Consider the following 21,730-nt stretch of genomic DNA (forward strand, 5'->3'; position numbering starts at 1 on the left):
GTGAAACAACTCTGCGCCGATGATAGTGCTGCAACCAGTGTGAAAGTAGGTTATCGTCAGGCTAGTTATATTAAAAAGCCCCTTCCAATGATTTGGTCGGGGCTTTTTTTCGTCTGTCACATCCACGTAACCTATTATCGCTAAGCTTTCCTCTTTTTCAACTGAGGCTCGCTACGCATGAAAAACTTTTCCCTGATTTCGCTCGCGGTATTCTCCGTGCTGGCCGGCTGCGGCGGTAGTAGCGACACGGCCGCGCCAGTCAAAACGCCGATCACCGGCGTCTTCCTCGATGGCGCCGTGGAGAACCTGGACTATGTCGCCGGCACTGCCGCGAAAGCCAGCACCTCGGCCAAGGGCGAGTTCACCTGCTATGCCGGCGATACCGTCAGCTTCAGCATCGGCGGCGTTGCGCTGGGCAGTGCGCCGTGCGCCGCCACCATCACGCCGCTGCAACTGGCCGGCGTGACTGACGTCAAGGACACCAAGGTCGTCAATCGCCTGCTGGCCCTGCAATTGCTGGATGAAGACAGCGATCCATCGAACGGCATCAAGATCGCCGCCGATGTGAAAACCGCGCTGGCCGCCAAGAGCGCCGACTTCTCCATGGACGCCGCTGCCTTCAACACCGCAATGAGCGCCAACCTGGCCGCCGCCGGCGCCAAGTACGCCGCCCGCACCGTCGATGACAGCCGCCGCACGCTGGTGCGCGAGCACTTCGAAGATACGCTGGCCTCCAAAGTGGGCACGCCGGTCGTCGAATCGTTCACGCAAACCACGCCGCTCGGCGCGGTCGCCGTCAGCGTTACCCGCTACCAGATACAGGCTGCGGCCAGCTACTATGTGCCGTATGAAGGCGGCAACGCCAAGGTCAAGGAAGAGTTCCCGCTGGGCTTCCTGCCATCCTACGGTTCGTCGCTGGCCTTCAAGGGTACCAACGCCAACGGCGACCTGGAGTTCTATGGCCTGACCGACCGCGGTCCGAACGGCGACGGTCCAAACCTGCCGGCGCTGAGCGGCGGCGGTGTCACCGGCGCCAAGATATTCCCGTCGCCGAGCTTCACGCCGTCGTTCGGCGTGATCACCGTCGGCAAAACCGGCGCGGTGCTGACGTCGTCCACGCCGATCAAAGTCTCGGCTACCGTCAACGCTTCCGGCCTGCCGGTCGCACCTGGCGCGGTAGGTAACTCGTCCGAGCTGCCGGTGATGGACGCGGTGAAGTATGACGCCACCAGCAAGGCCACCTTCAACGCCGGCGGCCTGGATACCGAAGCCGTGGTCGTCGACAAGAAGCGCAACGTGCTGTGGATCTCCGACGAATACGGTCCGTTCATCGTCAAGCTCGATCCCGCCACCGGTATCATCCTCAACAAATACGCACCGGGCAGCGGCCTGCCGGACATCTTCCTGAAGCGTCGCGCCAATCGCGGCATGGAAGGCCTGACGCTGGACGCCAGCACCGACAAGCTGCACGGCTTCCTGCAAAGTCCACTCACCGATGGCAATGCGACCTACTCGGTGACCGGCAAGAGCGAGGCGATCGAACGCTACGCGCGCTTTACGCGCTGGGTGGAATTCGACCCCACCACCGGCACCTCGGGCAAGATGTACGCATATCCGCTCTTCGCCGCCGACTATCAGGACGGCCGCACCGGCAACGCCAAGCTGGGTGACCTGGTGGCGCTGGGGAATGGCAAATTCATCGTGATCGAACAGGGCGCGGCGCCGAACGGCAAAGTGTTCAACAAGTTGATGCTGGTGGAGATAGGCGCGGCAACCGACATTGCCGCTGCAAGCTACAACGTCAAGACCTCGGACCTGGAGAAGAGCAGCATGGGCGGCGTGGCGGTCAACGGCGCCGACTGGAAATCGGTGACGACGCTGAAGAAAACGCTGCTGCTGGATCTGAACGCGGTCGGCTGGCAGGCGGAGAAGGCCGAAGGCCTGACCGTCGTCGATGCCAATACGCTGGCACTGTCGAACGATAACGACTTCGGTATGAAAACCAAGATCCTTACCGCAACTGGCGTGGTGGTAGACGATGCGGATGTCACCAAGTGCAACGTCGATGCGGCGGGCGTCATCATCACCAGCACCGCTGCCGGCTGCAACGCTGCGAATGCGATTCGCGTCGCACGTGGCGAGGACCGCGAGCGTCCAAGCCGTCTGTGGCTGATCAAGTTCACCAAGGCGTTGACCGCGTTCTGATGCAAGGGGCGGGCCGTCCAGGCCCGCCCCTGTTTTAGCGCGGGGCGGCGTTCGGCGTCACGGCGGTGTCATAAAAATATGGGATATTGAAGGTTTGCTCACACAATATCCGGGACAAACCATGTTGCTCGCGCCGTCGAAACCTTCCTCCGCCATTCAATTCCTGCTGCTTGCCGCGGCACTGCCGTTGAGTGTCTCGGCCGCCAATCCCGTGATCGTTTTCCCCGGCACCCTGAGTAACGCCAACACCGATGCGCAAACGTTGGGCAAGAACCAGACCGGCACCATTACCAGCAGCGGTTCGTTGATTGTCGGCGGCGGCGCGGTGGCGGTGACCATCACCGACAAAAACGCCACGCTGAACAACCAAGGCCTCATCAGCCAGACCGGCAACGGCCGGGTGATACGCGATAACACCGGCGTCACCGGCCTGTCCATCATCAACGGAAGCGCCACCAACAGGGCCGCCAAGATGCTGGCGGCCGACGGCGACGTGATCCAGATGAACAAGGCGAATGCCAGCGTCACGCTGACCAACTACGGCTCGATGATCTCGGCGAACGCCAGCGCAGGCGGATCGCAGGCGGTGGACTTCTCCACGATCGCCACCGGCGCGAACATCGTGAACAACTACGGACTGCTGCAGGCATCGGAGGCGGACTCCGTGCGTCCCGGCGTCGGCGGCGTGGTGAACAACTACGGCTCCATTGTCTCGATCACCAAGGCGGGCGGCAGCAGCGACGGCATCGATGCGCAAAACAATAGCAGTGTGGTCATCATCAACGGCGCAACCGGCCTGCTCGACGGCGGTCGCCACGGCATCACCGGAGGCCAGAAGGCCGCGTCGCAGTTCTTCAGCATGGACATCACGAATGAGGTGGGCGGCATGGTCCGCGGCAGCAATGGCTCGGGCGTCAACCTGGATGGCTTTAACGGCAAGCAGGTAGCCACCATCACCAATCACGGCACCATCATCGGCATGGGTGTGACGGGCGACGGCGACGGCTTGGATATCGACGGCATCGCCAACGTCACCAACACCGGCATCATCCGCTCGGCCAACGCCTTCAGCGCGCCAGCCGATGGCCTGGCGTTCAGCGAAGGCTTGAGCGTTGGCGGCGGCGTGATCTTCAACTCCGGCACCATTGAAGGACTGGTATCCGCAGGGAACGGCAACGCCGTCGGACGCGGCATCACGTTGGCGGGCAATGACATCGCCGGCTCGCCTGGCAGCCGCGAAGGCCTGTACGGCAACGCCACCATCACCAACCAGAACGGCGGTCTGATACGCGGCCAGAGCGATTCGGCCATCGTCACCGTCGGCGCGGCCAGCGGCTATGTCGTCACCATCTATAACAACACCGGCGCCTCTCTCCAGGGCGGCGGTTCCACCAACGCAGCCATCAAGACCGGCTCCGACAATACCGTCATCTTCAATGCGGGCATCATCAACGGCGCCAGCAGCGGCAAGGCGATTGAGATGGGCAGCGGTCAAAACAGCTTGACCATCACCGGCGGCGGCATCGTTGGCAGTATCAACGGCGGCACGGGCAACGGCAATCTGATGGTGATTACGCCGGGAGCGGGCAACAGCTTTTCGTTTGCAGGTTCGATCTCCAACTTCAGCAACGTAGAAATCAAGAGCGGCACCGTGCTACTGTCGGGCGTGAGCACCTACGATGGAGCGACGCAGCTCAGCGGCGGAACGCTGGTGTTGGACGGCACGAACCGCCTGTCGGCCAACAGCGCCCTGGTGCTGAACGGCGGCACGCTGCAACTGACCAACGCCGGCGGCGCAAACGGCCAGACTTTCGCCAGCCTGTCGCTGGCGGACAGTTCATCGGTGCTGCTGGGCGGCTCATCGCTGACCTTCAGCGGCCTGGGCGCGGTCGTCGACGGCAAGACGTTGACGTTCACCGAGGCCGCATCAGGCGCCTATGCATTCCGCCTGTTGGGTGACGTGACCGCCGATGCAGACTTTCTGCAACTGGTGGGCGCCACCAGCATCAACGGGCTGGCGGTGCGCTATCGCTTCGACGGCGCCTATACCGGCGTGACAGCCGTACCTGAACCAGCCAGCTACGCCATGCTGCTGGCCGGCCTGGCGATGGTGGGCGCCATGGTCCGCCGCCGCAAATAGGCGCGCTACGCGGGGTTGCCTTTGCTGATGCTCTCGCCATCCTCCTGGCGCAATGACCAGAAGGTCAACGAAGACAGGATAGTGAGTATCGCCAGCGTCAGGAAGGCGTGATGCAGCGCGCCGGTGAGCGCCAGCCGGTTCGATTGGGGCAGGTCGCCCAGGAACCAGCCGGTGACCAACGAACCGGTCGCCAGGCCAAAGCTCATCGACAGCTGCTGCATCGAGCTTGCCATGGTGCTGGCCATGCTCGAATCCGCGCTATCCACATCGGCATAGGCGATGCTGTTCATGGCGGAGAATTGCAGCGAATTGAAGAAGCCCAGGCATAGGCTGATCATCACGATCATGTACAGCGGGGTTCCCTGCTGGACGAATGAATACAGGCTGATGGTCAGTCCGATCAACACCGTGTTGACGGTCAGGACCTGGCGGTAGCCGAAGCGGCCCAGCACGCGCACCGATATGAACTTCATGCCCATGGCCGCTGCGGCGGACGGCATCATCAGCAAGCCCGATTGCCATGCCGGCAGTCCCAATCCCAGTTGATACAGCAGCGGTAGAAGGAAGGGCAGGCCGCCGACGCCGATGCGCGTGATGAAGCCGCCGACCACGGACACGCGGAAGGTTCGTATCTGGAACAGCGCCAGTCGCAGCAAGGGAAACGCCGCTTCCCTGGCGTGCCACACATAAGCCGCCAGCAGACTGCAAGCGATGAACAGCAGCACCATCGCGGACGTGATATCGATTCTGTGCTCGCCGAAGATCTCCAGCAGCCATGACAGCAGCGCCACGCCGGTGCCGAACAACACGAGTCCGATCAGGTCCAGCGGCCGCGCGCCGTCGCCGCGATAGTCCGGCATGTAGCGGTGCGCGAGGAAGATCGCCGCCACGCCGACCGGCACGTTGACGAAGAAGATGTCCCGCCACGTCAGCCAGTGCACGATCAAGCCGCCGATCGTGGGGCCTAGCAAAGGCCCGATCAGCGCCGGAATAATCACGAAATTCATCGCCGCCAGCAGTTCGGATTTGGGGAAGGTGCGGACGATGGTCAGGCGTCCGACCGGCATCATCATCGCCGCGCCCAGGCCTTGCAGCAGCCGCGCCGCCACCAGCATCGGCGTGTTGACCGACAAGCCGCACAGCACCGACGCCACCGTGAATATCGCCACCGCGCTCATGAAGACGCGCCGGGTGCCGAACCGGTCCGCCATCCAGCCGCTGATCGGGATCGACACCGCCAGGCTGAGGATGTAGCTGGTGACGACCGCCTTCAAACTGAGGGGCGTTACATTCAGGCTGGCCGCCATGCTGGGGATCGCAGTGTTGACGATGGTGGAGTCCAGCTGTTCCATGAACAGGGCGGTAGCGACCACCCACGGAAGGTAGCTCTTGGCGGCGGTTGTATTCATGCTCACGATTGTCACACAAAAGCCACAGGGCGGTCATAGGGCGGTCATGTAGCGGGCGTAAGTTGGCGCTCATCGAAATGCCCGATGGAGTTGAGATGGACGCTAAGTCGCTGTTCCCAGGTCGTCGTGGTTTTATCCGCCAAATGGGCGCCACCGCCTTGCTGGGCGTGGGCGCAGGTGCGGGCCTGGGCGGTTGCAGCAGCACGGCAGCCAGCATCGCCGATGGCGCCGCAGTCGGTTTCGATCATGGCGTGGCCAGCGGCGATCCGCTCGGCGACCGGGTGATGCTGTGGACCCGCGTGACGCCGCGCCGCAGCGACGAGAGCGGCGACATTTCAGTGCGTTGGCAGATGGCGACCGATCCGGCCATGCAGACGCTGGTGGCCAATGGCAGCCTGACCACTTCGGCGCAGAAGGACTATACCGTCAAGGTGGACGCCGCCGGCCTGTTGCCGGGCCACGTCTACTACTATCAGTTCGCGGTCGGCACGGTGAAGTCGACCGTCGGACGCACCAAGACGCTGCCGCGTGGCGATGTGCGCCAGGTCCGGCTGGCGGTGTTCTCCTGCTCGAACTATCCGTCCGGTTACTTCAACGTTTACGCCGATGCCGCCCGCCAGGACGATATCGACGCCGCGCTGCACATCGGCGACTACATCTATGAATACGAAAGCACCGGCTACGCCTGCGGCAATGCCGAGGCGCTGGGCCGCGTGTCCGAACCGCGCGAGCTGCTGCTGCGGTTGGAGGACTATCGCCGCCGCTACGCGCAGTACCGCTCCGATCCCGATTTGCAGGCGGTGCATGCGGCGATGCCGTTCATCGCCGTGTGGGACGATCATGAATTCGCCGACGATACCTGGCGCGACGGCTCGGCCGAGCACAAGGCTTCCGAGTTCGGCCCCTTCACTTTGCGCAAGGTGGCGGCCATGACCGCGTACCACGAGTGGATGCCGATCCGTGCAACCGATCCGGCCACACCGGAGAAGATCTACCGTTCCTTCGACTTCGGCGGCGTGGTGTCGCTGCACATGCTCGATACGCGTGTGATCGGCCGCGACCAGCAGCTGATGATGTCCTCCTACTACGATGAGCACAAGCGCTTCGACGTCGAGAAGTACAAGCATGATGTCTGCTCGCCGCGCCGACAGATGATGGGGGCCGAGCAGATGGCGTGGCTGGAGCGCCAGGTCCAGGGCTCCAACGCGCGTTGGCAGATGCTGGGCCAGCAAGTGCTGATGGCGCGCATGGAGTATCCGACCGCCGTCGCCATGGGCGAATGCAATTGCACCGATTATTCGGCGTTGAAGAAGCGCGCGGCCGCCGACCCTTCCTGCGTCAGCGGCCGGGAAAAGCGGTGGCTGTCGGCACCGACGCTGCCCTGCTACATGGATTCATGGGACGGCTACCAGAACGACCGCGAGCTGGTATTCGCCATGATGCAGCGCCATCGCAAGAATTTGGTGGTGCTGGCCGGCGACACCCACAATGCCTGGGCCAGCGATCTACACGACGCGCAGGGGCGCCAGGTGGGCGTGGAGTTTGCGACGGCGTCGGTGTCGTCGCCGGGGATGGAGGGCGCATATCCGGACCGCGATCCCGAGGACGTGGCGAGCATGATGGTGGATTTGATCGAGCCGTTGTACTACGCGCAAACCAGCAAGCGTGGCTACATGATCGTCACCGCCAGCCACGAGCAGGTGCGCTGCGACTGGCGCTTCGTCGATACCGTCTTCAAGCACGAGTTCACGGCGGCGACGGAGCGCAGCCTGCGCACCTTGCCGGGACCGGGCAACCGCAGGATCGAGGAGTGCGGCGGCGCTTAAACTGCGCTGGCGGGATTATCCCAGCGGTCCTCGAACATGATGTCGGACAGCGGCCGGCGCTGGTCCCATTTTTCGAGCTCCAGCATCGGTGCGGTATAGAACTCGTGCACGTGGCCGACGCATAGCACGGCGATCGGCTGGCTGCCGTCCGGCATGCCGCAGATGTCGCGCAACCGCTGGGGATCGAACATCGACACCCAGCCGGCGCCTATGCCTTCCGCCCGCGCCGCCAGCCAGAAGTTCTGAAGCGCGCAGGCGGCGGAGGCCAGGTCCATTTCCGGCATGGTGCGGCGGCCGAATACATACTGATCGCGCTTGTCGATCAGACCGACCACCAGCACTTCGGCGCACGCCAGTATGCCTTCCACCTTGAGTTGCATGAACTCCTCGGCGCGTTTGCCCAGCGCTTCGGCGGTCTTGATGCGCTCCTCGTTTACGTGCTGGTGGATCTGCGCGCGCAAGGCGGGATTGGTGATGCGGATGAAGCGCCATGGTTGCATCAGGCCGACGCTGGGGCCGTTGTGGGCGGCGCCGATGAAGCGTTCCAGCTGTCCCGGTTCCAGCGGACCTGGCTTGAAATGGCGGACGTCGCGCCGTTCGCGTATGGCGCGGTAGACGCCTTCGATTTCGGCCGGCGCGAAGGCGTGTGGGCTGGCGGTGCTCATGCGGATGGCGCCTTGTCGTGCAATGCCAGCAAAGCGTCCATCAGCGGTTGGGTGGCGTCGGCTATGCGGTCCAGGCTCGCTTCGCGCAATGCGCTGGTGTCCACCGTGTTTTGCGTATGCAGTCCGGCCCAGCGCAGCAGCGCGCTGTTGGCTTGCGGCGTATCGAACAGGCCGTGCAGGTAGGTGCCAAGGATCTGGCCGTCCGCCGAGAGCGCACCTTCGGGCCGGCCGTCGATGACGAAGGCCGGCATATCGAGCGCGCTGCCGGTCGAGGTGCCCATGTGGATTTCGTAGCCGCTGACGCTGGCCTTGTCTTCGTCAAAGGCGCATACCCCTTGAACCTGCACCAGCCGTTTGTCGGCCGTCATTTCGGTGCTCATGTCGAGCAGGCCGAGTGCGGGCGACGTGCCGGCCGCGCCCTCCATGCCCAGCGGATCGGTGACGCTGCTGCCCAGCATCTGGAAGCCGCCGCAGACGCCGATTACCTTGCCGCCGTAGCGCAGGTGGCGGGCGATCTGCTCCGGCCATCCCTGGGCGCGCAGCCATTCGAGGTCGCCGCGCGTGTTCTTGCTGCCGGGGAGGATGATCAGATCCGCCGCCGGTATCGGTTCGCTCTGGCGCACGAAGCGCAGGTCCACGTCCGGATGGGCGCGCAGGGCGTCGAAATCGGTATGGTTGCTCATGCGCGGCAGGCTGGGGACGACGACGCGGAAGGCGCCGCGCGAAGCCTGCACCGGCTGCACCGCGTCTTCGGCATCGAGGAACAGGCCGTGCAGATAAGGCAGTACCGCCAGCACCGGCTTGCCGGTTTGTTGTTCCAGCCATTCCAGGCCGGGCTCCAGCAGCTTGATGTCGCCCCGGAAGCGGTTGATGACGAAGCCGATGGTGCGCGCGCGTTCGCTCTCCGACAAGCAGGAAAGCGTGCCGACGATGTGCGCGAACACGCCGCCGCGGTCGATATCGGCCACCAGTATCACCGGGCAGTCGACTTTTTCGGCGAAGCCCATGTTGGCGATGTCGCGGTCGCGCAGGTTGATCTCCGCCGGGCTGCCAGCGCCTTCGACGATCACGCTGTCGTACTGCGCCAGCAGGCGCTGGTGCGATTCCAGCACTGCCTGCATCGCCACGGTCTTGTATTGGTGGTAGTCGCGCGCGTTCATCTCGGCGCGCACCTTGCCGTGGATGATGACTTGCGCACCAATGTCGCTGGACGGTTTGAGCAGCACCGGGTTCATGTCGGTATGCGGCGCCACGCCGGCGGCGATGGCTTGCAGCGCCTGGGCGCGGCCGATTTCGCCGCCGTCCGCCGTGACGGCGCTGTTGAGCGCCATGTTCTGCGGCTTGAATGGCGCCACGCGCACGCCTTGGCGCTTGAGCAGCCGGCACAGGGCGGCGACGACGGTGCTTTTTCCGGCGTCGGAGGTGGTGCCCTGAACCATCAGGGTCGAATAGGGAAAGCTCATATCAATTCTTGCGGCGCTGTCGCACCAGTTCCAGTTTTTCGCACAGGGCGGTGGTGCCGGCGACCATGCGCGGGCCGGCGCGGTTCAGCAGTTCGCCGTCGAGGGTGAACAGATTGTCGCTGCGGACCGCCTTCATCGTGGTGTACGGGCGCCACAGGCCTACGCCGCCGTAGTTCTTCTCGCTGGTGCCGAAAATGGCTTCGGGATCGGCCTGCAGCACCGCTTCGTTGCTGACCACCGGCGCCGTCACCTTCAGGTCGGCGAAGATGTTCACGCCACCGCACAGGCGCATCGCGTCGCTGACGATGGAGGTGCCGTTGAGCGTGTAGAGCGGTTTGTCCCACACCTGGTAGAACAGTCGCACCGGTGGGCGGTTGCCATACTGTTTGGCCAGCGCGGCGAAGTGCTGGCGGATCTCGGCGGCGACCGGCTGCGCGACGCTTTCGGTGCCCATCAACTGGCCCAGCCGCTGCACGTTGTCGGCGATGCCGTCCAGTTTAGTCGGCTCGCTGTGGAACATCGGGATGTTCAGCTGGCGCAGCGTTTCGATCTGGCGCTCGGAGGCGCCGTGCAGCCAGATGACGATCAGGTCCGGCTTCATGGCGATTACGCGTTCCATGTCGACCTGGCGGTTGTCGCCGATGCGCGGCAGCTTTTTTGCCGCTTCCGGGTAGTCGCTGTAGGTGACCGCGCCGACGATCTTGTCGCCGCCGCCGGCCGCGTACAGCAGCTCCGTCACGTGCGGCGCCATGGCGATGATGCGCTGCGCCGGTTTTTGCAGCGTGACGACGTTGCCGTCGTCGTCGCGCACCGAGATGGCGGCGTTGGCGCTGCTGGCCACCGCCAATGTCGTCAGGCTGGCCAGTAGTTTGATCGTCAGTTTGTTCATGTGGATTCCTTGTTGTTCCATTCTGTGAGTCCCGTCTCCAGCCGCTGCCATCCAGCTTCGTCGGGCGGCAGGCCGAGGCGGATGCCGCGTGCGGCCTGTTTGAACAGCCGCACCCAGATGCCGCGTTCCGCCATGTGCTGCCAGAAGGCCTCCGCGCGGTCTTCGCTCCACCATTGGAAAAGCGCCGTGCCGGTAGCGCGGATGTCGTGTGCCGCCAGCAGTTGCCGCAGGCGTTCGCCGCTCGACAGCAGCTGCCGAAGCGTGTTTTCCTGCCAGGCGTGATCGTTGAGCGCGGCGAGGGCGATGTGCTGTGCCGGGCCACTGACGGCCCAAGGCCCCAGCAGGTCCGCCAGTTCGCGCAGCAGGTCCTGGTGCGCGGCCACAAAGCCCAGCCGGATGCCGGCCAGGCCGAAGAACTTGCCGATCGAGCGCAGGACGATCAGGCCCGGACGTCCGCTGTGCGCTGCCACGCTGTTGTGTTGCGCCGTGTCCCCAAAAGCTTCGTCGACCACCAGCCAGCCGCCGCGTGCGGCCAGCTGGTCCGCCCATCGCAGCAGCTGGGTGGCTGGCACGCTGGCGCCGGTCGGGTTGTTGGGATTGCAGACGACCATGACATCGCTGTGCGCCACGGCCGCGTCCAACGCTTCATACGGCGTTTGCGTCAGCGTGTGTCCGTGCTCGTTCCAGTGGTGCGCATGCTCCGCATAGGATGGCGCGGCGACGGTCACGCGCGAGGGCTTGCGCAGCCGGGGCAGCGCCTGGATGGCGGCCTGCGTGCCGGCGACCGGCAGCATCAGCGGCGCGCCGTAGTAGGCGGCCGCGGCCTGCGCCAGTTCGGGATCGGCTTCCGGCAGGCGGTGCCACGCATTGCCCGGCAGCGCAGGCGCCGGGTACCAGTGCGGGTTGATGCCGGTCGACAGGTCGAGCCAGTCGTCGCGGCCGAAGCGCAGCGCCGCGTCGCGCAGGTTGCCGCCGTGTTCAAGCATGTGCAAACTCCATCCATGCGGCGACGGCGCTGGCGACGGCCAGCCACAGCGCCGTGGTGCGCGCGACCAGGCGCCATGCGCGGCTGATGTCGGCGCCGGTGGCGGGTTGTCCTTGGCCCAGCGGCGGACGGTGTTCCACTTCGCCGTCGTAGATGGCGGCGCCGCCCAGCTGCACGCCGAGCGCGCCGGCGCCGCTGGACATGACCGGTCCGGCGTTCGGGCTGCTCCAGGCCGGGGCCTGCGTGCGCCAGCACTGCCAGGCGCGCAGCTTGCCTTGCAGGCCGGGCGCCAGCAGTACGTAGGAGAGGGCGGTCAGGCGCGCCGGGAGGTAGTTCAATGCGTCGTCGATGCGGGCGGCGGCGCAGCCGAATTGCATCAGCCGCGCGGTGCGGTAACCCCACATCGCATCGAGCGTGTTCGCCATGCGGAACAGCACCGCACCGGGGCCGCCGGCGACGATGAACCAGAACAGCGTGCCGAAGACGGCGTCGTTGCCATTTTCAAGCAGGGACTCGGCGCTGGCCTTGGTCAGTTCGATCTCGCTGGCGCTGGTGGTGTCGCGGCTGACGATGCGGGCGGTCAGCAGGCGGGCATTCGGTAGATCGCTCTGCGCCAGCGCGTCGGCGATGGGCAGGTTGTGGTCGCGCAGGCTGCGCAGACCGAGGCAAAAATAAAGCATGGCGGCATGCGCCATCCACGGCAGCGCGCCGGTGACGCCCAGCAGCCGGACCAGCAGCGCGGCCAGGGCGGTCAACGGCAGCACGGCCAGCGCCCAGGCCAGCAGGCCGCGCCAGAAGCGCAGGCCGCCGCGGTTGAGGCGACGCTCCAGCGTCATCGCCAGGTTGCCGAAGCCGACCAGCGGATGCCAGCGGCGCGCTTCGCCCAACATCAGGTCGAGCAGCACGCCCGCCACCATCAGCAGGGCGATGACGCCGAAGCTCAAGCCTGTCAGCACGGCGTCCCTTTTAACACCAGCGGCAGGCCGGCGGCGACGAACACCGCGCGGTCGCAGATGGCGGCCATGGCCTGGTTCAGCCGTCCTTGTTCGTCCACGAAGCAGCGCGAGATCGCGCCGAACGGCATGATGCCCATGCCGACTTCGTTCGAAACCAGCACCACGTCGCTGGCGCACTTGGTCAGCGCGCTGGCCAGCATGTCCTGCTGCTCGTGGAACAGCGCGGGCAGCGTTATCTCGCCGACTTCCGGGTAGGTCTCGCCGCTGCTGAACAGCAGGTTGCTGAGCCATAGCGTCAGGCAGTCGACCAGGATCAAACGGTCCGGCGAGGACCAGCGCAGCAGCTGGTTGCCCAGTGCCAGCGGCTCTTCGACGGTGATCCATTCGCTGGGCCGGCCGGCGCGGTGATGCGCGATACGCGCCGTCATTTCGACGTCGCCGGCGGTGGCGGTGGCGATGTAGACGATTTCCTTGCCCGACTCGATGGCCAGGCGATCGGCATAGCCGCTTTTACCGGAGCGTGCGCCCCCCAGAACCAGTGTACGTGTCATGCTGCGCTCCTAGAAAACAGGGCGGCAACCGCCGCCGGATTGGATGGAAAATAAGCGTGAAAATAGGAAGCCGTCAGCGAGCCGACGCGATACCAGGCTTCGCCCTGGACGGCCGACGGATGCTTGATAGTGTACGCCGCTGGCGCCACGGCTGTCTCCAGTTTGGAATAATGGAAAGTATGACCGCGCAGGACACCTTGTTCTGTCGGAAGCCCCTGCGATCCAAGGCCCGCCAGGCGCGCCTGCATTGCCACGGCGCCCGGCAACAAGCCCGCCATTGCCCATACCGCGCCGGCTTGGTCGGCAAGGGTGTCGGCCAAGGCCATCATGCCGCCGCATTCGGCGACGATGGGCGTGCCGGCCGCATGGGCCGCGCGGATCGACGCCTGCCATACGCCGGCCTGCGATAGCGCTTCGGCGTGCAACTCTGGATAGCCACCCGGCAGATACACGGCGTCCGCTTCGGCAGGTATGGCTTCGTCGGCCAGCGGCGAGAAGAATTTCAGCGTTGCGCCCAGCTGGCGCAGCGTATCCAGGTTGGCCGGATAGATAAACATGAAGGCCGGATCGCGGGCGATGGCGATGGTGCGGCCGGCGAGCAGCGTCGCTTGCGGCTCCGCGGCTGGCGGAATCTCTATGCGCACCGGGCGCAGGCGCTCCCAGGCCGCTTCGTCGAACGCCAGCTGGTCCGCCAGGTTGTCGAGCAGTTGGTCGATATCGAGGACTTCGCCCGGCAGCACCAGGCCGAGGTGGCGTTCGGGCAGCGACTTGGCCTGGCGCGGCAAGGTCGCAAACAGGGGGATGTCGCGCAATGACGCGGCCACCATCTTGGCGTGGCCTTCGCTGGCGACGCGGTTGGCGATCACACCCGCCATCTCAACCGGGCCATAGTCGCGCAGGCCGTGGACCAGCGCACCGGCGGTCTGCGCCATGGCGCCGGCGTCGATCACCGCCATCACCGGCACGCCGAATTCGCGCGACAGGTCGGCCGACGACGGCGTGCCGTCATACAGGCCCATGACGCCTTCGATCAGGATCACATCCGCTTCGGCGGCGGCTTGTGCCAGCTGGCTGCGGCACAGTTCATGGCCAACCATCCACAGGTCCAGCGAGCGCACCGGCGCGCCGCTGGCGCGTTCCAGCAGCATAGGATCGATGAAATCCGGGCCGCATTTGAACACGCGCACGCGCTTGCCCTGGCGCGCCAGTTTGCGTGCCAGCGCGGCGGTGACCGTGGTCTTGCCCTGGCCGGAGGCGACGGCGGCCACCAGCAGGACCTTCACTTCGATGTGCGTAGTCATTACCACTCGGTTCCGAGCTGCGCGCCGATGCCAGCCTTGAAGGCGTGCTTGACGACTTCCATTTCGGTGACGGTGTCGGCGATGGCGATCAGCTCCGGCGGCGCGCCGCGACCGGTGATGACGACATGCTGCATCGCCGGACGCGCCAGCAAATCGTTGATGACGCTTTCCACGTCCAGGTAGCGGTACTTCAAGGCGATATTCAGTTCGTCGAAGACCACCAGGCCGATGTCGGGATCTGCCAGGAAGCGCTTCGCCTGTTCCCAGGCCAGCTGCGCTTTTTCGATATCGCGTTCGCGGTTCTGGGTTTCCCAGGTATAGCCTTCGCCCATCGAGTGGAAGCTGACTTCTTCCGGGAAGCGGCGCAGGAACAGTTCTTCGCCGGTCTGCATCGCGCCTTTGATGAACTGCACCACGCCGACCTTCATGCCGTGGCCCATGGCGCGTATCACCATGCCGAAACCGCTGGAGCTTTTGCCCTTGCCGTTGCCGGTATTGACGATGATGATGCCGATCTGCTTGTCGGCGGCAGCGATCTTGGCGTCGATGATGGCCTTCTTGCGCTCCATGCGCACGCGGTGGCGGTCGTTCAGCGCCGCGGTTTGTTCGTCGATGTCGCCGGTATTCTGTTGGGTCATGCAAGGTCCTCTTTGGGAATGAAGATGCTGCGTTTGCCGTGCTGGATGATGTCGATCGGGTGGCCCAGGTAGTCGCCCAGGATTTCGGCCCGCATCACCTCCGCCGTGGTGCCGGCCAGCCAGCGGCCGTCGCCCATCAGCAGCAGCGCGTGGGTGGAGACGCTGTGCGCCAGCGTCAGGTCGTGTCCTATCATGACGGCGGTCTTGCCCTGCTCGCGGCACAGGCGCGCCAGCAGGTTCATGACGCTGACCTGGTGCGCCAGGTCCAGCGCATTGGCCGGCTCGTCGAGCAGCAGCAGCGGCGTGTCCTGCGCCAGCATGGCGGCGATGGCCACGCGCTGGCGTTCGCCGCCGGACAATGTGCGCACATCGCGCTCGGCCAGGTCGGCCACTTCCATCGCTTCCAGCGATTTCAGCGCGACGGCGTGGTCGTCGCTGCCTTCCCAATAGCGGTTGCCATGATAGGGATGGCGCGCCGACAGCACGGTTTCGATCACGCTGTAGGCGAATGCGTCGCTGCGGCTCTGCGCCAGGAAGGCGCGCTGCCGCGCCAGTTCGGCCAGCGGCCAGTCGGGTAGCTCGCGTTCCTGGATGGCGACGTAGCCGCCATCCGGGTCGCGCAGGCCGGCCAGGGTTTTCAGTAGCGTGCTCTTGCCGGCGCCGTTGCGGCCGATGACGCTCCAGCATTCGCCGTCGCGTACCTGCCAGTTCAGATCCGTAATCAGCTGGCGCTGGCCGATTTTCAGGGAGAGGTCGTGGGTGCTGATCATCATTTGCGCAATCGGTGCAGTTGGTACAGGAAGACCGGCGCGCCGATCAGCGCCGTCAGCACGCCCACCGGCAGCTGTTGCGGCGCGATGATGGTGCGGGCCAGCGTGTCCGCCAGCAGCAGGAAGGTGCCGCCGGCCAGCGCCGCTGCAGGAATCAGTACGCGGTGATCGGCGCCGACGGCGAAGCGGCAGGCGTGCGGCACGATCAGGCCGACGAAGCCGACGCTGCCGGCGCTGGTGACGGCGCTGGCGGTCAGCAGGCCGGAGGCGAAGAACAGGCCTTTGCGCAAGGCGCCGACGCGGATGCCAAGCGTGGCGGCGGCTTCGGCGTGCAGCGCCATCACGTTCATGGAGCGGGCGCTGCGCAAGGCGAACACCAGGCCGCCGGCCAGCACGACCCAGGGCAGCGCGCGCATCGGCGCGCCGGCCAGGTCACCGATCATCCAGAACACCATGCTGCGCAAACGGCTTTCAGGCGCGATGGAGAGCATCAAGGTCACCATCGCCATGCAGGCGGAGGACAGGATGACGCCGGTCAGCAGCAGCAGGGCGGTGCCGCCCTCGGCCGCCGCGCCGCCGCGCAGGTCGCGCCGGGCCAGCAGGTACAGCATCATCGAGACGGCGACGGCGCCGCCGAAGGCGGAAGCGTCGACTATCCAGATGGCGCAGCCGAACAGCAGCGCGGCCAGGGCGCCGACGGAAGCGCCGGCGGAAATGCCAAGTACATACGGGTCGGCCAGCGGATTGCGCAACAGCGCCTGCATCATCACGCCCGCCAGCGACAGGGCGGCGCCGGTGACGAAGGCGGTCAGCGCGCGGCTCAGGCGCAGGTCGAGCAGGGTGGAGGCCAGTGTCTGGCTTTGGCCGTGCAGCAGTTCACGGACTGCCGCGGGAATATCGGAGAGGGGAATCGAGACCGAACCGGTCATGCCCGAGAAAACCAGGCTGGCAAATGCGAACAGCACCAACCCTGTCAGGGTGATGGCGGCGCGCTGTCGCAGATTGCGGGAGAAAGAATGCATGCACTGCTTTCAAAAAAGGGAGACTGCCGGGCGTGTGGCGGTTGCGCCCCACGCCCGGCAGGTTACACCATTGACGCTTACTTGTAGCCGTAGCGGATACCGGCAAACAGCTTGGACATCGGCGTGGCGTAATTGCGCGCCAGGTCGTACTGCTTGTCGCCGATATTATTCCAGCGAACCAGCGCCGACCAGTCGCGGTTGAAGTGGTAGGTCGCGTACAGATTGACCAGGCCATAGCCGCTCAGGCGGTTGATGTTGGCGGCGTCTTCGTAGCGGTCGCCGGACAATTCCAGTTCCACGCCGGCCTTCAGTGCGCCGGCGCTGTAGTCGGCCATCAGGTTGCCGTGCTTTTTGGCGCGGCGCGGCAAGCGCTTGCCGCTGGTTTCGTCCTTTGGATCTTGCAGGTCGACGGTGGCGGTCAGGTTGAAGCGGTCCAACTGCTTGCTTGCGCCCATGGTCAGGCCCTCAAGCAGCGCGTGGTTGACGTTGTAGGCGCAGCCACTCTTTGTACCAGAGTACGGGCATGGCGTGGTGTTCACCAGCAGGTCGGTCAGGCGGTTGCGGTAATAGCTGGCGTTCAGCGCGGTGGTGCCGCTGTCGTAGCGCAGGCCAATTTCGGCGTTCTTGCCCAGTTCCGGTTTGTTGGCTGGGTTGCCGTAGGACGGGTAGTACAGCTCATTGTAGGTTGGCGCGCGGAAGCTGGTGCCGTAGCTGGCGGTGGCGCGCAGCGCCTGCGTGAAGTTGTAGCCGTAGCCCAGCGAACCGGTGTTCTTCGAGCCGTAGAGCGATTTGTCGCGGCGCACGCCGGCGTTGAACAGGTTGTCGCCGCGACGGGCGTTGTACGAAGCCGCGAGGGAGTTGGTGGTGCGCTGTGGATTGTCCAATTTGAAGCCGTTGGTCTCGACTTCTTCCTTGCGGTGGTCGTACAGCAGTTGCAGCACGTCGGCGCCGATCTGCACATCATTCTGCCAGGTGAAGGTGCTTTGCTTGGTGTTGATCTGCGAGTAGCCCGATGCCAGGGCGCTGGTGTAGTTGGCGCCTTCGTCCTTGGTCCGCGAATACTGGACCAGGCTTTGCCAGATCGGCAGGATCTGGTTCTTGCTGTAGATGGCGGCGTTCTCCAGCTTTGCCACCGAGCGCACGTCGTAGGACGAGGAACCGCTGTCATACTGGGATTTGAGTTTGCTCCGCAGGAGCAGCGTGCCGATTTCGTGGCCTTCCGCCAAGCGCAGGCTGAACTGACCGGCTGCGTTTTCGCGGTCGTAGCCGTCTTTGTCGGCGTTATAGGAGTTGCTGGCAGGACGCAGGGACGAGAAGCCATCCGATTTTTCCTTGCCTGCGCTGATCGCATAGCTGATGCTGTGTTCACCGCCGGTGGCGCCGGAGAGCGACACATCGCCTTCGCGGGTGTTGTCGGTGCCGTAGCCGGCGAAGGCGGTGAACGCCGGCGCGCCCTTGCCCTTCTTGGTGAAGATCTGGATCACGCCGCCGATGGCGTCCGCGCCATACAGGGAGCTCAGTGGGCCGTAGACGATTTCGATATGGTCGATGGCCGTCAGCGGAATGGCGCTCCAGTTGGCGCCGCCGGTGGTGGACGAGCCGATACGTACGCCGTCGACCAGCACCAGATTGTGGTTGCTGTTGGCGCCGCGGATAAACACGGTGGCGTTGGTGCCGGAGCCGCCGTTGCGGGCGATCTCGATGCCGCGCTGGCGTTGCAGCAGGTCGACGATGGAGCCGGCGCCGGATTCGGCGATCTGTTCGGCGCTGATGGTGACGCTGTCGCTGATCACGTCGGCCAGGGCTTGCGGGCTGCGGGTGGCGGTGACCAGCACGGTGCCGGTGGTTGGTTCTGCGTGAGCGTAGGAGGCGGCCATTGCCAGCGCCAGCGACGTCAGGGCCGCGGGACGGGAGATACGAAGGGTCATGATGTAGTTTTTCTGTTAATAGCAACCGGCCGACGTCCCCGTGGGCCAGATTGAACAGAAGCGGAGAATTGAGAGATGCATGCAGCGTAGCCGTTGTTGTCGGCTCCATCCGTTCGCGCACATCCCGTTCGCTCGCTTCCACCTGATTTGGCCGGTATCCGGGCTGGCAAGTTAGACCACCTCACCTTCCCATGCGGAGCACAGTGGTTTGTCAGAGGAGGTTTGTCGCGCATCAGCTGCGACACTTGCTTACCGTTGCGGGGGCAGCACACGTGGGCTCTTACAGAGCTTCATGTTTCCCGTTTAACTGCGCATCTGGACAGACGCGCGGGCACCAAAACCCGGTCATTATACGGGTTTGTGCGGCGGCGGTCATGGGGTGGCGGTTTAGTTTTGCAGCACCAGCGTGGCGCCGTAGGCGATTTGATGCGGATGACGGGCCGCTTGCAGCGCCATCTCGGCGGGCGCCAGGCCGGCATGGCAGGCCGACAGCAGGCGCATTGCGCCGGCGTGGCAGATCACGATGGCGTCGCGCTGCTGGCGCTGGAGGTCGGCGTAAAAAGCGGCGATGCGGCCGGCCATTTGCAGCACGCTTTCGCCGCCGCCGGGTTGGTGGTTGACCAGGTCTGCGGCCCAGGCGTCGATGTCGTCGCGCGCGATGTCGTCCCAGGGACGCAGTTCCCAATCGCCGAAATCGATCTCCACGATGCGGGTGTCCAGCAGCGGTGCGGGGGATGACAGAGGCGCCGCCAGTTGCGCCGCCAGTGTGGCGCAGCGTTGTAGCGGGCTGCTATATAGAGGCAGGCCTTGGGGCAGTGTGGCCGACAAGGCGGCCAGCGTTAGCGCCAGCTGCTCGGGCGCCACCGCGAGATCGCTGCGGCCGTAGCAGACACCGGGGGCGATCAGCGGCTGCGGATGGCGGACCAGTATTAGCCGCATAGCGTTACCAGGGCAGGGCGCCGTGGCGCATGCTGGCCAGCACGCAAAGATAGAACGCCACTTCGCTGAGCTGCTGCACCGCGCCGAGGCAGTCGCCCGTATAGCCGGCGATGCGGCGGACGAATTTGCGGGCCAGCCAGGCGCTGGCGATGGTGGCGGCGATAATGCCGGTCGCCAGTGCGGTCCACGTCAGCCATCCGCAGGTGGTCATCGCCAGCGCGGGTATGGCGGCGGTGATGACGGCCAGCGCGAATTCTGCGGTACTCATCTTTTGCGCCAGCGGCTTGGCCTTGCCTTCGGCGCGCGCGTAGTCGAGGCGCCAGATCAGCGAGGTGGCCATCAATCGCGACAGCGGATGGGCGATGAATAGTGCGGCAATCGCCTCCAGCGGAGGCAGCATGGACAGCGTTGTGCACTTGATGGCGAGCAGGCAGATGATGCCGATGGCGCCGTAGGCGCCGATGCGCGAGTCCTTCATGATCTCCAGCACGCGCTCGGGCGTCATGCCGCCGCCGAAGCCATCACACATGTCGGCGAAGCCGTCTTCATGGAAGGCGCCGGTGGCGTAGATGCCGGCGGCGGTCGATAGCAGCACGGCGACCGGAGCGGGGAGGAAGCACGCGGCCAAGGCATACACGCCGGCCGTGATGGCTGCGACCACCAGGCCGACCAGCGGGAAGTAGCGCGATGCCTGGTTCAGCCACGCAGGATCGAATCCCACCCATCCAGGAATCGGCAGGCGGGTAAAGAACTGGAGCGCGGTGAAGAACAGGCGTAGTTGATGCACGGCGCTTACTCGGACTTTTCGCTGACGTGGGCCGATTCGAACGTGGCCATCTGGTTCAGGAAATTGACCGACGCATGCAGCAGTGGCAGCGCCAATGCGCAGCCGGTACCCTCGCCCAGGCGCAGGCCAAGGTTTAGCAATGGCTTGGCGCCCAGCGCGGCCAGCATCTGCTGGTGGCCGTTTTCGTCGGAGCAGTGAGCGAAGACGCAGTAGTCCAGGATAGCCGGTTGTACACGGGCGGCGACCAGCAGCGCGCTGGTGACGATGAAGCCGTCGATCAGCAGCACTTTGCGCAATTCGGCAGCCTTCAACATGGCGCCGGTCATCATGGCGATTTCCAGGCCCCCGAAGGTGGCCAGAACATCCAGCGGCTCGACTGCGGCGGCGTGCTTGGCGACCGCCGCTTTGATCACGTGTTGCTTGTGCAGGATGCCTTCCGCAGACAGGCCGGTGCCAGCGCCCACGCATTGCGCGACCGGGATGCCGGTCAGCTTGTGCATCAGCGCGGCGGCGGCGGTGGTGTTCCCGATGCCCATCTCGCCGAAGCCGACCACGTTGCCATCCAGTTCGGCGACCAAGGCCATACCTGCGGCCAGGGCGGCCTCGCAAATGGCGCGGCCCATCGCCGGTTCCTGTGCGAAGTTGCGGGTGCCGGGAGCCAATTTGCGGTCGATCAGGCCGACGCGCGGTCCGAAGTGGTGATTGACGCCGGCATCGATGACGCGCAGTTCGCAGTTGTTCTGCGTCGCGAAGACGTTGATGGCGGCGCCGCGCGCCAGGAAATTCTCGACCATTTGCCAGGTCACGTCTTGCGGGTAGGCGGAGATGCCTTCCGCGACCACGCCGTGATCGGCCGCGAACACCAGGATGGCTGGCTGCGTTATCGCGAGTGCACGGGTGTTCTGTATAAGGCCCAGTTGTTTGGCCAGCGATTCCAGTACGCCCAGACTCCCCAGCGGCTTGGTTTTGTTGTCGATGGCCTTGTCCAGAAGGGCCGCCAGCGTCTCGTTATTAGTGGCAGGGATAGTTGGGATAAGCATGTGGGCGACTTATAAATCGTTGAAGTCCTTATTTTACCCTTGCAAGCAGCGGCTGCCCTTGCTATAGTTCGCCTCCCGCAAAACGGTGCACGTGTTGCAGAGTAAAGCGGGGTGAAAAAGAGGGTTGACGAAAACGGCGAAACGCCTCATAATCTTCCTTCTTCGCAACTGACAAACACAACGCTTTGTCAACGGTTGCAAGCAGTACCGAATAAG

General features: G+C 64.8%; 18 protein-coding genes and 1 riboswitch. Of the genes, 3 read left to right on the forward strand and 15 right to left on the reverse strand.

Features of this window, described 5'->3' with window-relative positions; translation table 11 throughout:
* The first annotated feature begins 177 nt into the window (after positions 1–177).
* Together AC1RMD_RS30690 and AC1RMD_RS30695 are read left to right on the forward strand one after the other, a co-directional pair.
* On the forward strand, positions 178–2,205 hold the full coding sequence (locus AC1RMD_RS30690) for an esterase-like activity of phytase family protein (RefSeq protein ID WP_492932564.1): 2,028 nt from the start codon (positions 178–180) through the stop codon (positions 2,203–2,205).
* Between the two features lie 121 nt (positions 2,206–2,326).
* Positions 2,327–4,345: a beta strand repeat-containing protein gene (locus AC1RMD_RS30695; RefSeq protein ID WP_492932566.1), complete on the forward strand. Its 2,019-nt coding sequence runs from the start codon at positions 2,327–2,329 to the stop codon at positions 4,343–4,345.
* Between the two features lie 5 nt (positions 4,346–4,350).
* Here AC1RMD_RS30695 and AC1RMD_RS30700 read toward each other — a convergent pair whose 3' ends face one another.
* Positions 4,351–5,754, reverse strand: coding sequence for a DHA2 family efflux MFS transporter permease subunit (locus AC1RMD_RS30700; protein WP_492932568.1), 1,404 nt, complete (start codon positions 5,752–5,754; stop codon positions 4,351–4,353).
* A 95-nt stretch (positions 5,755–5,849) separates the two neighbouring features.
* On the opposite strand from AC1RMD_RS30700, the gene AC1RMD_RS30705 reads away from it, so the two are divergent.
* Positions 5,850–7,580 (forward strand): alkaline phosphatase D family protein, encoded by a 1,731-nt coding sequence (locus tag AC1RMD_RS30705; RefSeq protein ID WP_492932570.1) that lies wholly within the window; start codon positions 5,850–5,852, stop codon positions 7,578–7,580.
* Here AC1RMD_RS30705 and bluB read toward each other — a convergent pair.
* From bluB to cobT, 14 genes are all read right to left on the reverse strand, one after another.
* Positions 7,577–8,245 carry a 5,6-dimethylbenzimidazole synthase gene (gene bluB / locus AC1RMD_RS30710; protein ID WP_492932572.1) on the reverse strand — a complete coding sequence of 223 codons (669 nt, stop codon included), beginning with the start codon at positions 8,243–8,245 and terminating at the stop codon, positions 7,577–7,579. The two genes, AC1RMD_RS30705 and bluB, sit on opposite strands and share 4 nt — an antisense overlap.
* Entirely contained in the window at positions 8,242–9,708 is a 1,467-nt protein-coding gene (locus AC1RMD_RS30715; protein ID WP_492932574.1) for a cobyric acid synthase, read from the reverse strand. Before AC1RMD_RS30715 ends, bluB begins: the two co-directional genes overlap by 4 nt.
* 1 nt (position 9,709) lies before the next feature.
* Positions 9,710–10,597, reverse strand: coding sequence for a cobalamin-binding protein (locus AC1RMD_RS30720; protein ID WP_492932576.1), 888 nt, complete (start codon positions 10,595–10,597; stop codon positions 9,710–9,712).
* Entirely contained in the window at positions 10,594–11,583 is a 990-nt protein-coding gene (gene cobD / locus AC1RMD_RS30725; RefSeq protein WP_492932578.1) for a threonine-phosphate decarboxylase CobD, read from the reverse strand. Before cobD ends, AC1RMD_RS30720 begins: the two co-directional genes overlap by 4 nt.
* Positions 11,576–12,538, reverse strand: coding sequence for an adenosylcobinamide-phosphate synthase CbiB (cbiB, locus tag AC1RMD_RS30730; protein WP_492932580.1), 963 nt, complete (start codon positions 12,536–12,538; stop codon positions 11,576–11,578). Before cbiB ends, cobD begins: the two co-directional genes overlap by 8 nt.
* The gene (cobU, locus tag AC1RMD_RS30735) at positions 12,532–13,089 is read right to left on the reverse strand and encodes a bifunctional adenosylcobinamide kinase/adenosylcobinamide-phosphate guanylyltransferase (protein WP_492932582.1); all 558 of its coding nucleotides are present in this window, start codon (positions 13,087–13,089) and stop codon (positions 12,532–12,534) included. Before cobU ends, cbiB begins: the two co-directional genes overlap by 7 nt.
* The gene (locus tag AC1RMD_RS30740; RefSeq protein WP_492932584.1) at positions 13,086–14,390 is read right to left on the reverse strand and encodes a cobyrinic acid a,c-diamide synthase CobB; all 1,305 of its coding nucleotides are present in this window, start codon (positions 14,388–14,390) and stop codon (positions 13,086–13,088) included. The genes cobU and AC1RMD_RS30740 overlap by 4 nt, the downstream gene beginning before the upstream one ends.
* On the reverse strand, positions 14,390–15,028 hold the full coding sequence (gene cobO, locus AC1RMD_RS30745) for a cob(I)yrinic acid a,c-diamide adenosyltransferase (protein ID WP_492932586.1): 639 nt from the start codon (positions 15,026–15,028) through the stop codon (positions 14,390–14,392). The genes AC1RMD_RS30740 and cobO overlap by 1 nt, the downstream gene beginning before the upstream one ends.
* Complete coding sequence (locus tag AC1RMD_RS30750) at positions 15,025–15,798, reverse strand: ABC transporter ATP-binding protein (RefSeq protein WP_492932598.1); 774 nt, start codon at positions 15,796–15,798, stop codon at positions 15,025–15,027. Before AC1RMD_RS30750 ends, cobO begins: the two co-directional genes overlap by 4 nt.
* A complete protein-coding gene (locus tag AC1RMD_RS30755) occupies positions 15,798–16,820 on the reverse strand; it encodes a FecCD family ABC transporter permease (RefSeq protein ID WP_492932588.1) in 1,023 nt (340 codons plus the stop codon). The genes AC1RMD_RS30750 and AC1RMD_RS30755 overlap by 1 nt, the downstream gene beginning before the upstream one ends.
* Before the next feature lie 77 nt (positions 16,821–16,897).
* Positions 16,898–18,748: a TonB-dependent receptor domain-containing protein gene (locus tag AC1RMD_RS30760; protein ID WP_492932590.1), complete on the reverse strand. Its 1,851-nt coding sequence runs from the start codon at positions 18,746–18,748 to the stop codon at positions 16,898–16,900.
* A gap of 132 nt (positions 18,749–18,880) precedes the next feature.
* Positions 18,881–19,102: riboswitch (cobalamin riboswitch) on the reverse strand.
* 33 nt (positions 19,103–19,135) lie between these two features.
* Complete coding sequence (locus AC1RMD_RS30765) at positions 19,136–19,687, reverse strand: histidine phosphatase family protein (RefSeq protein ID WP_492932592.1); 552 nt, start codon at positions 19,685–19,687, stop codon at positions 19,136–19,138.
* A gap of 4 nt (positions 19,688–19,691) precedes the next feature.
* On the reverse strand, positions 19,692–20,474 hold the full coding sequence (locus tag AC1RMD_RS30770) for an adenosylcobinamide-GDP ribazoletransferase (RefSeq protein WP_492932594.1): 783 nt from the start codon (positions 20,472–20,474) through the stop codon (positions 19,692–19,694).
* A 5-nt stretch (positions 20,475–20,479) separates the two neighbouring features.
* A complete protein-coding gene (gene cobT, locus AC1RMD_RS30775) occupies positions 20,480–21,514 on the reverse strand; it encodes a nicotinate-nucleotide--dimethylbenzimidazole phosphoribosyltransferase (protein WP_492932596.1) in 1,035 nt (344 codons plus the stop codon).
* Positions 21,515–21,730: the final 216 nt, after the last annotated feature.

Source organism: Duganella sp. GW822-FHT06D06 (genome assembly GCF_058799615.1).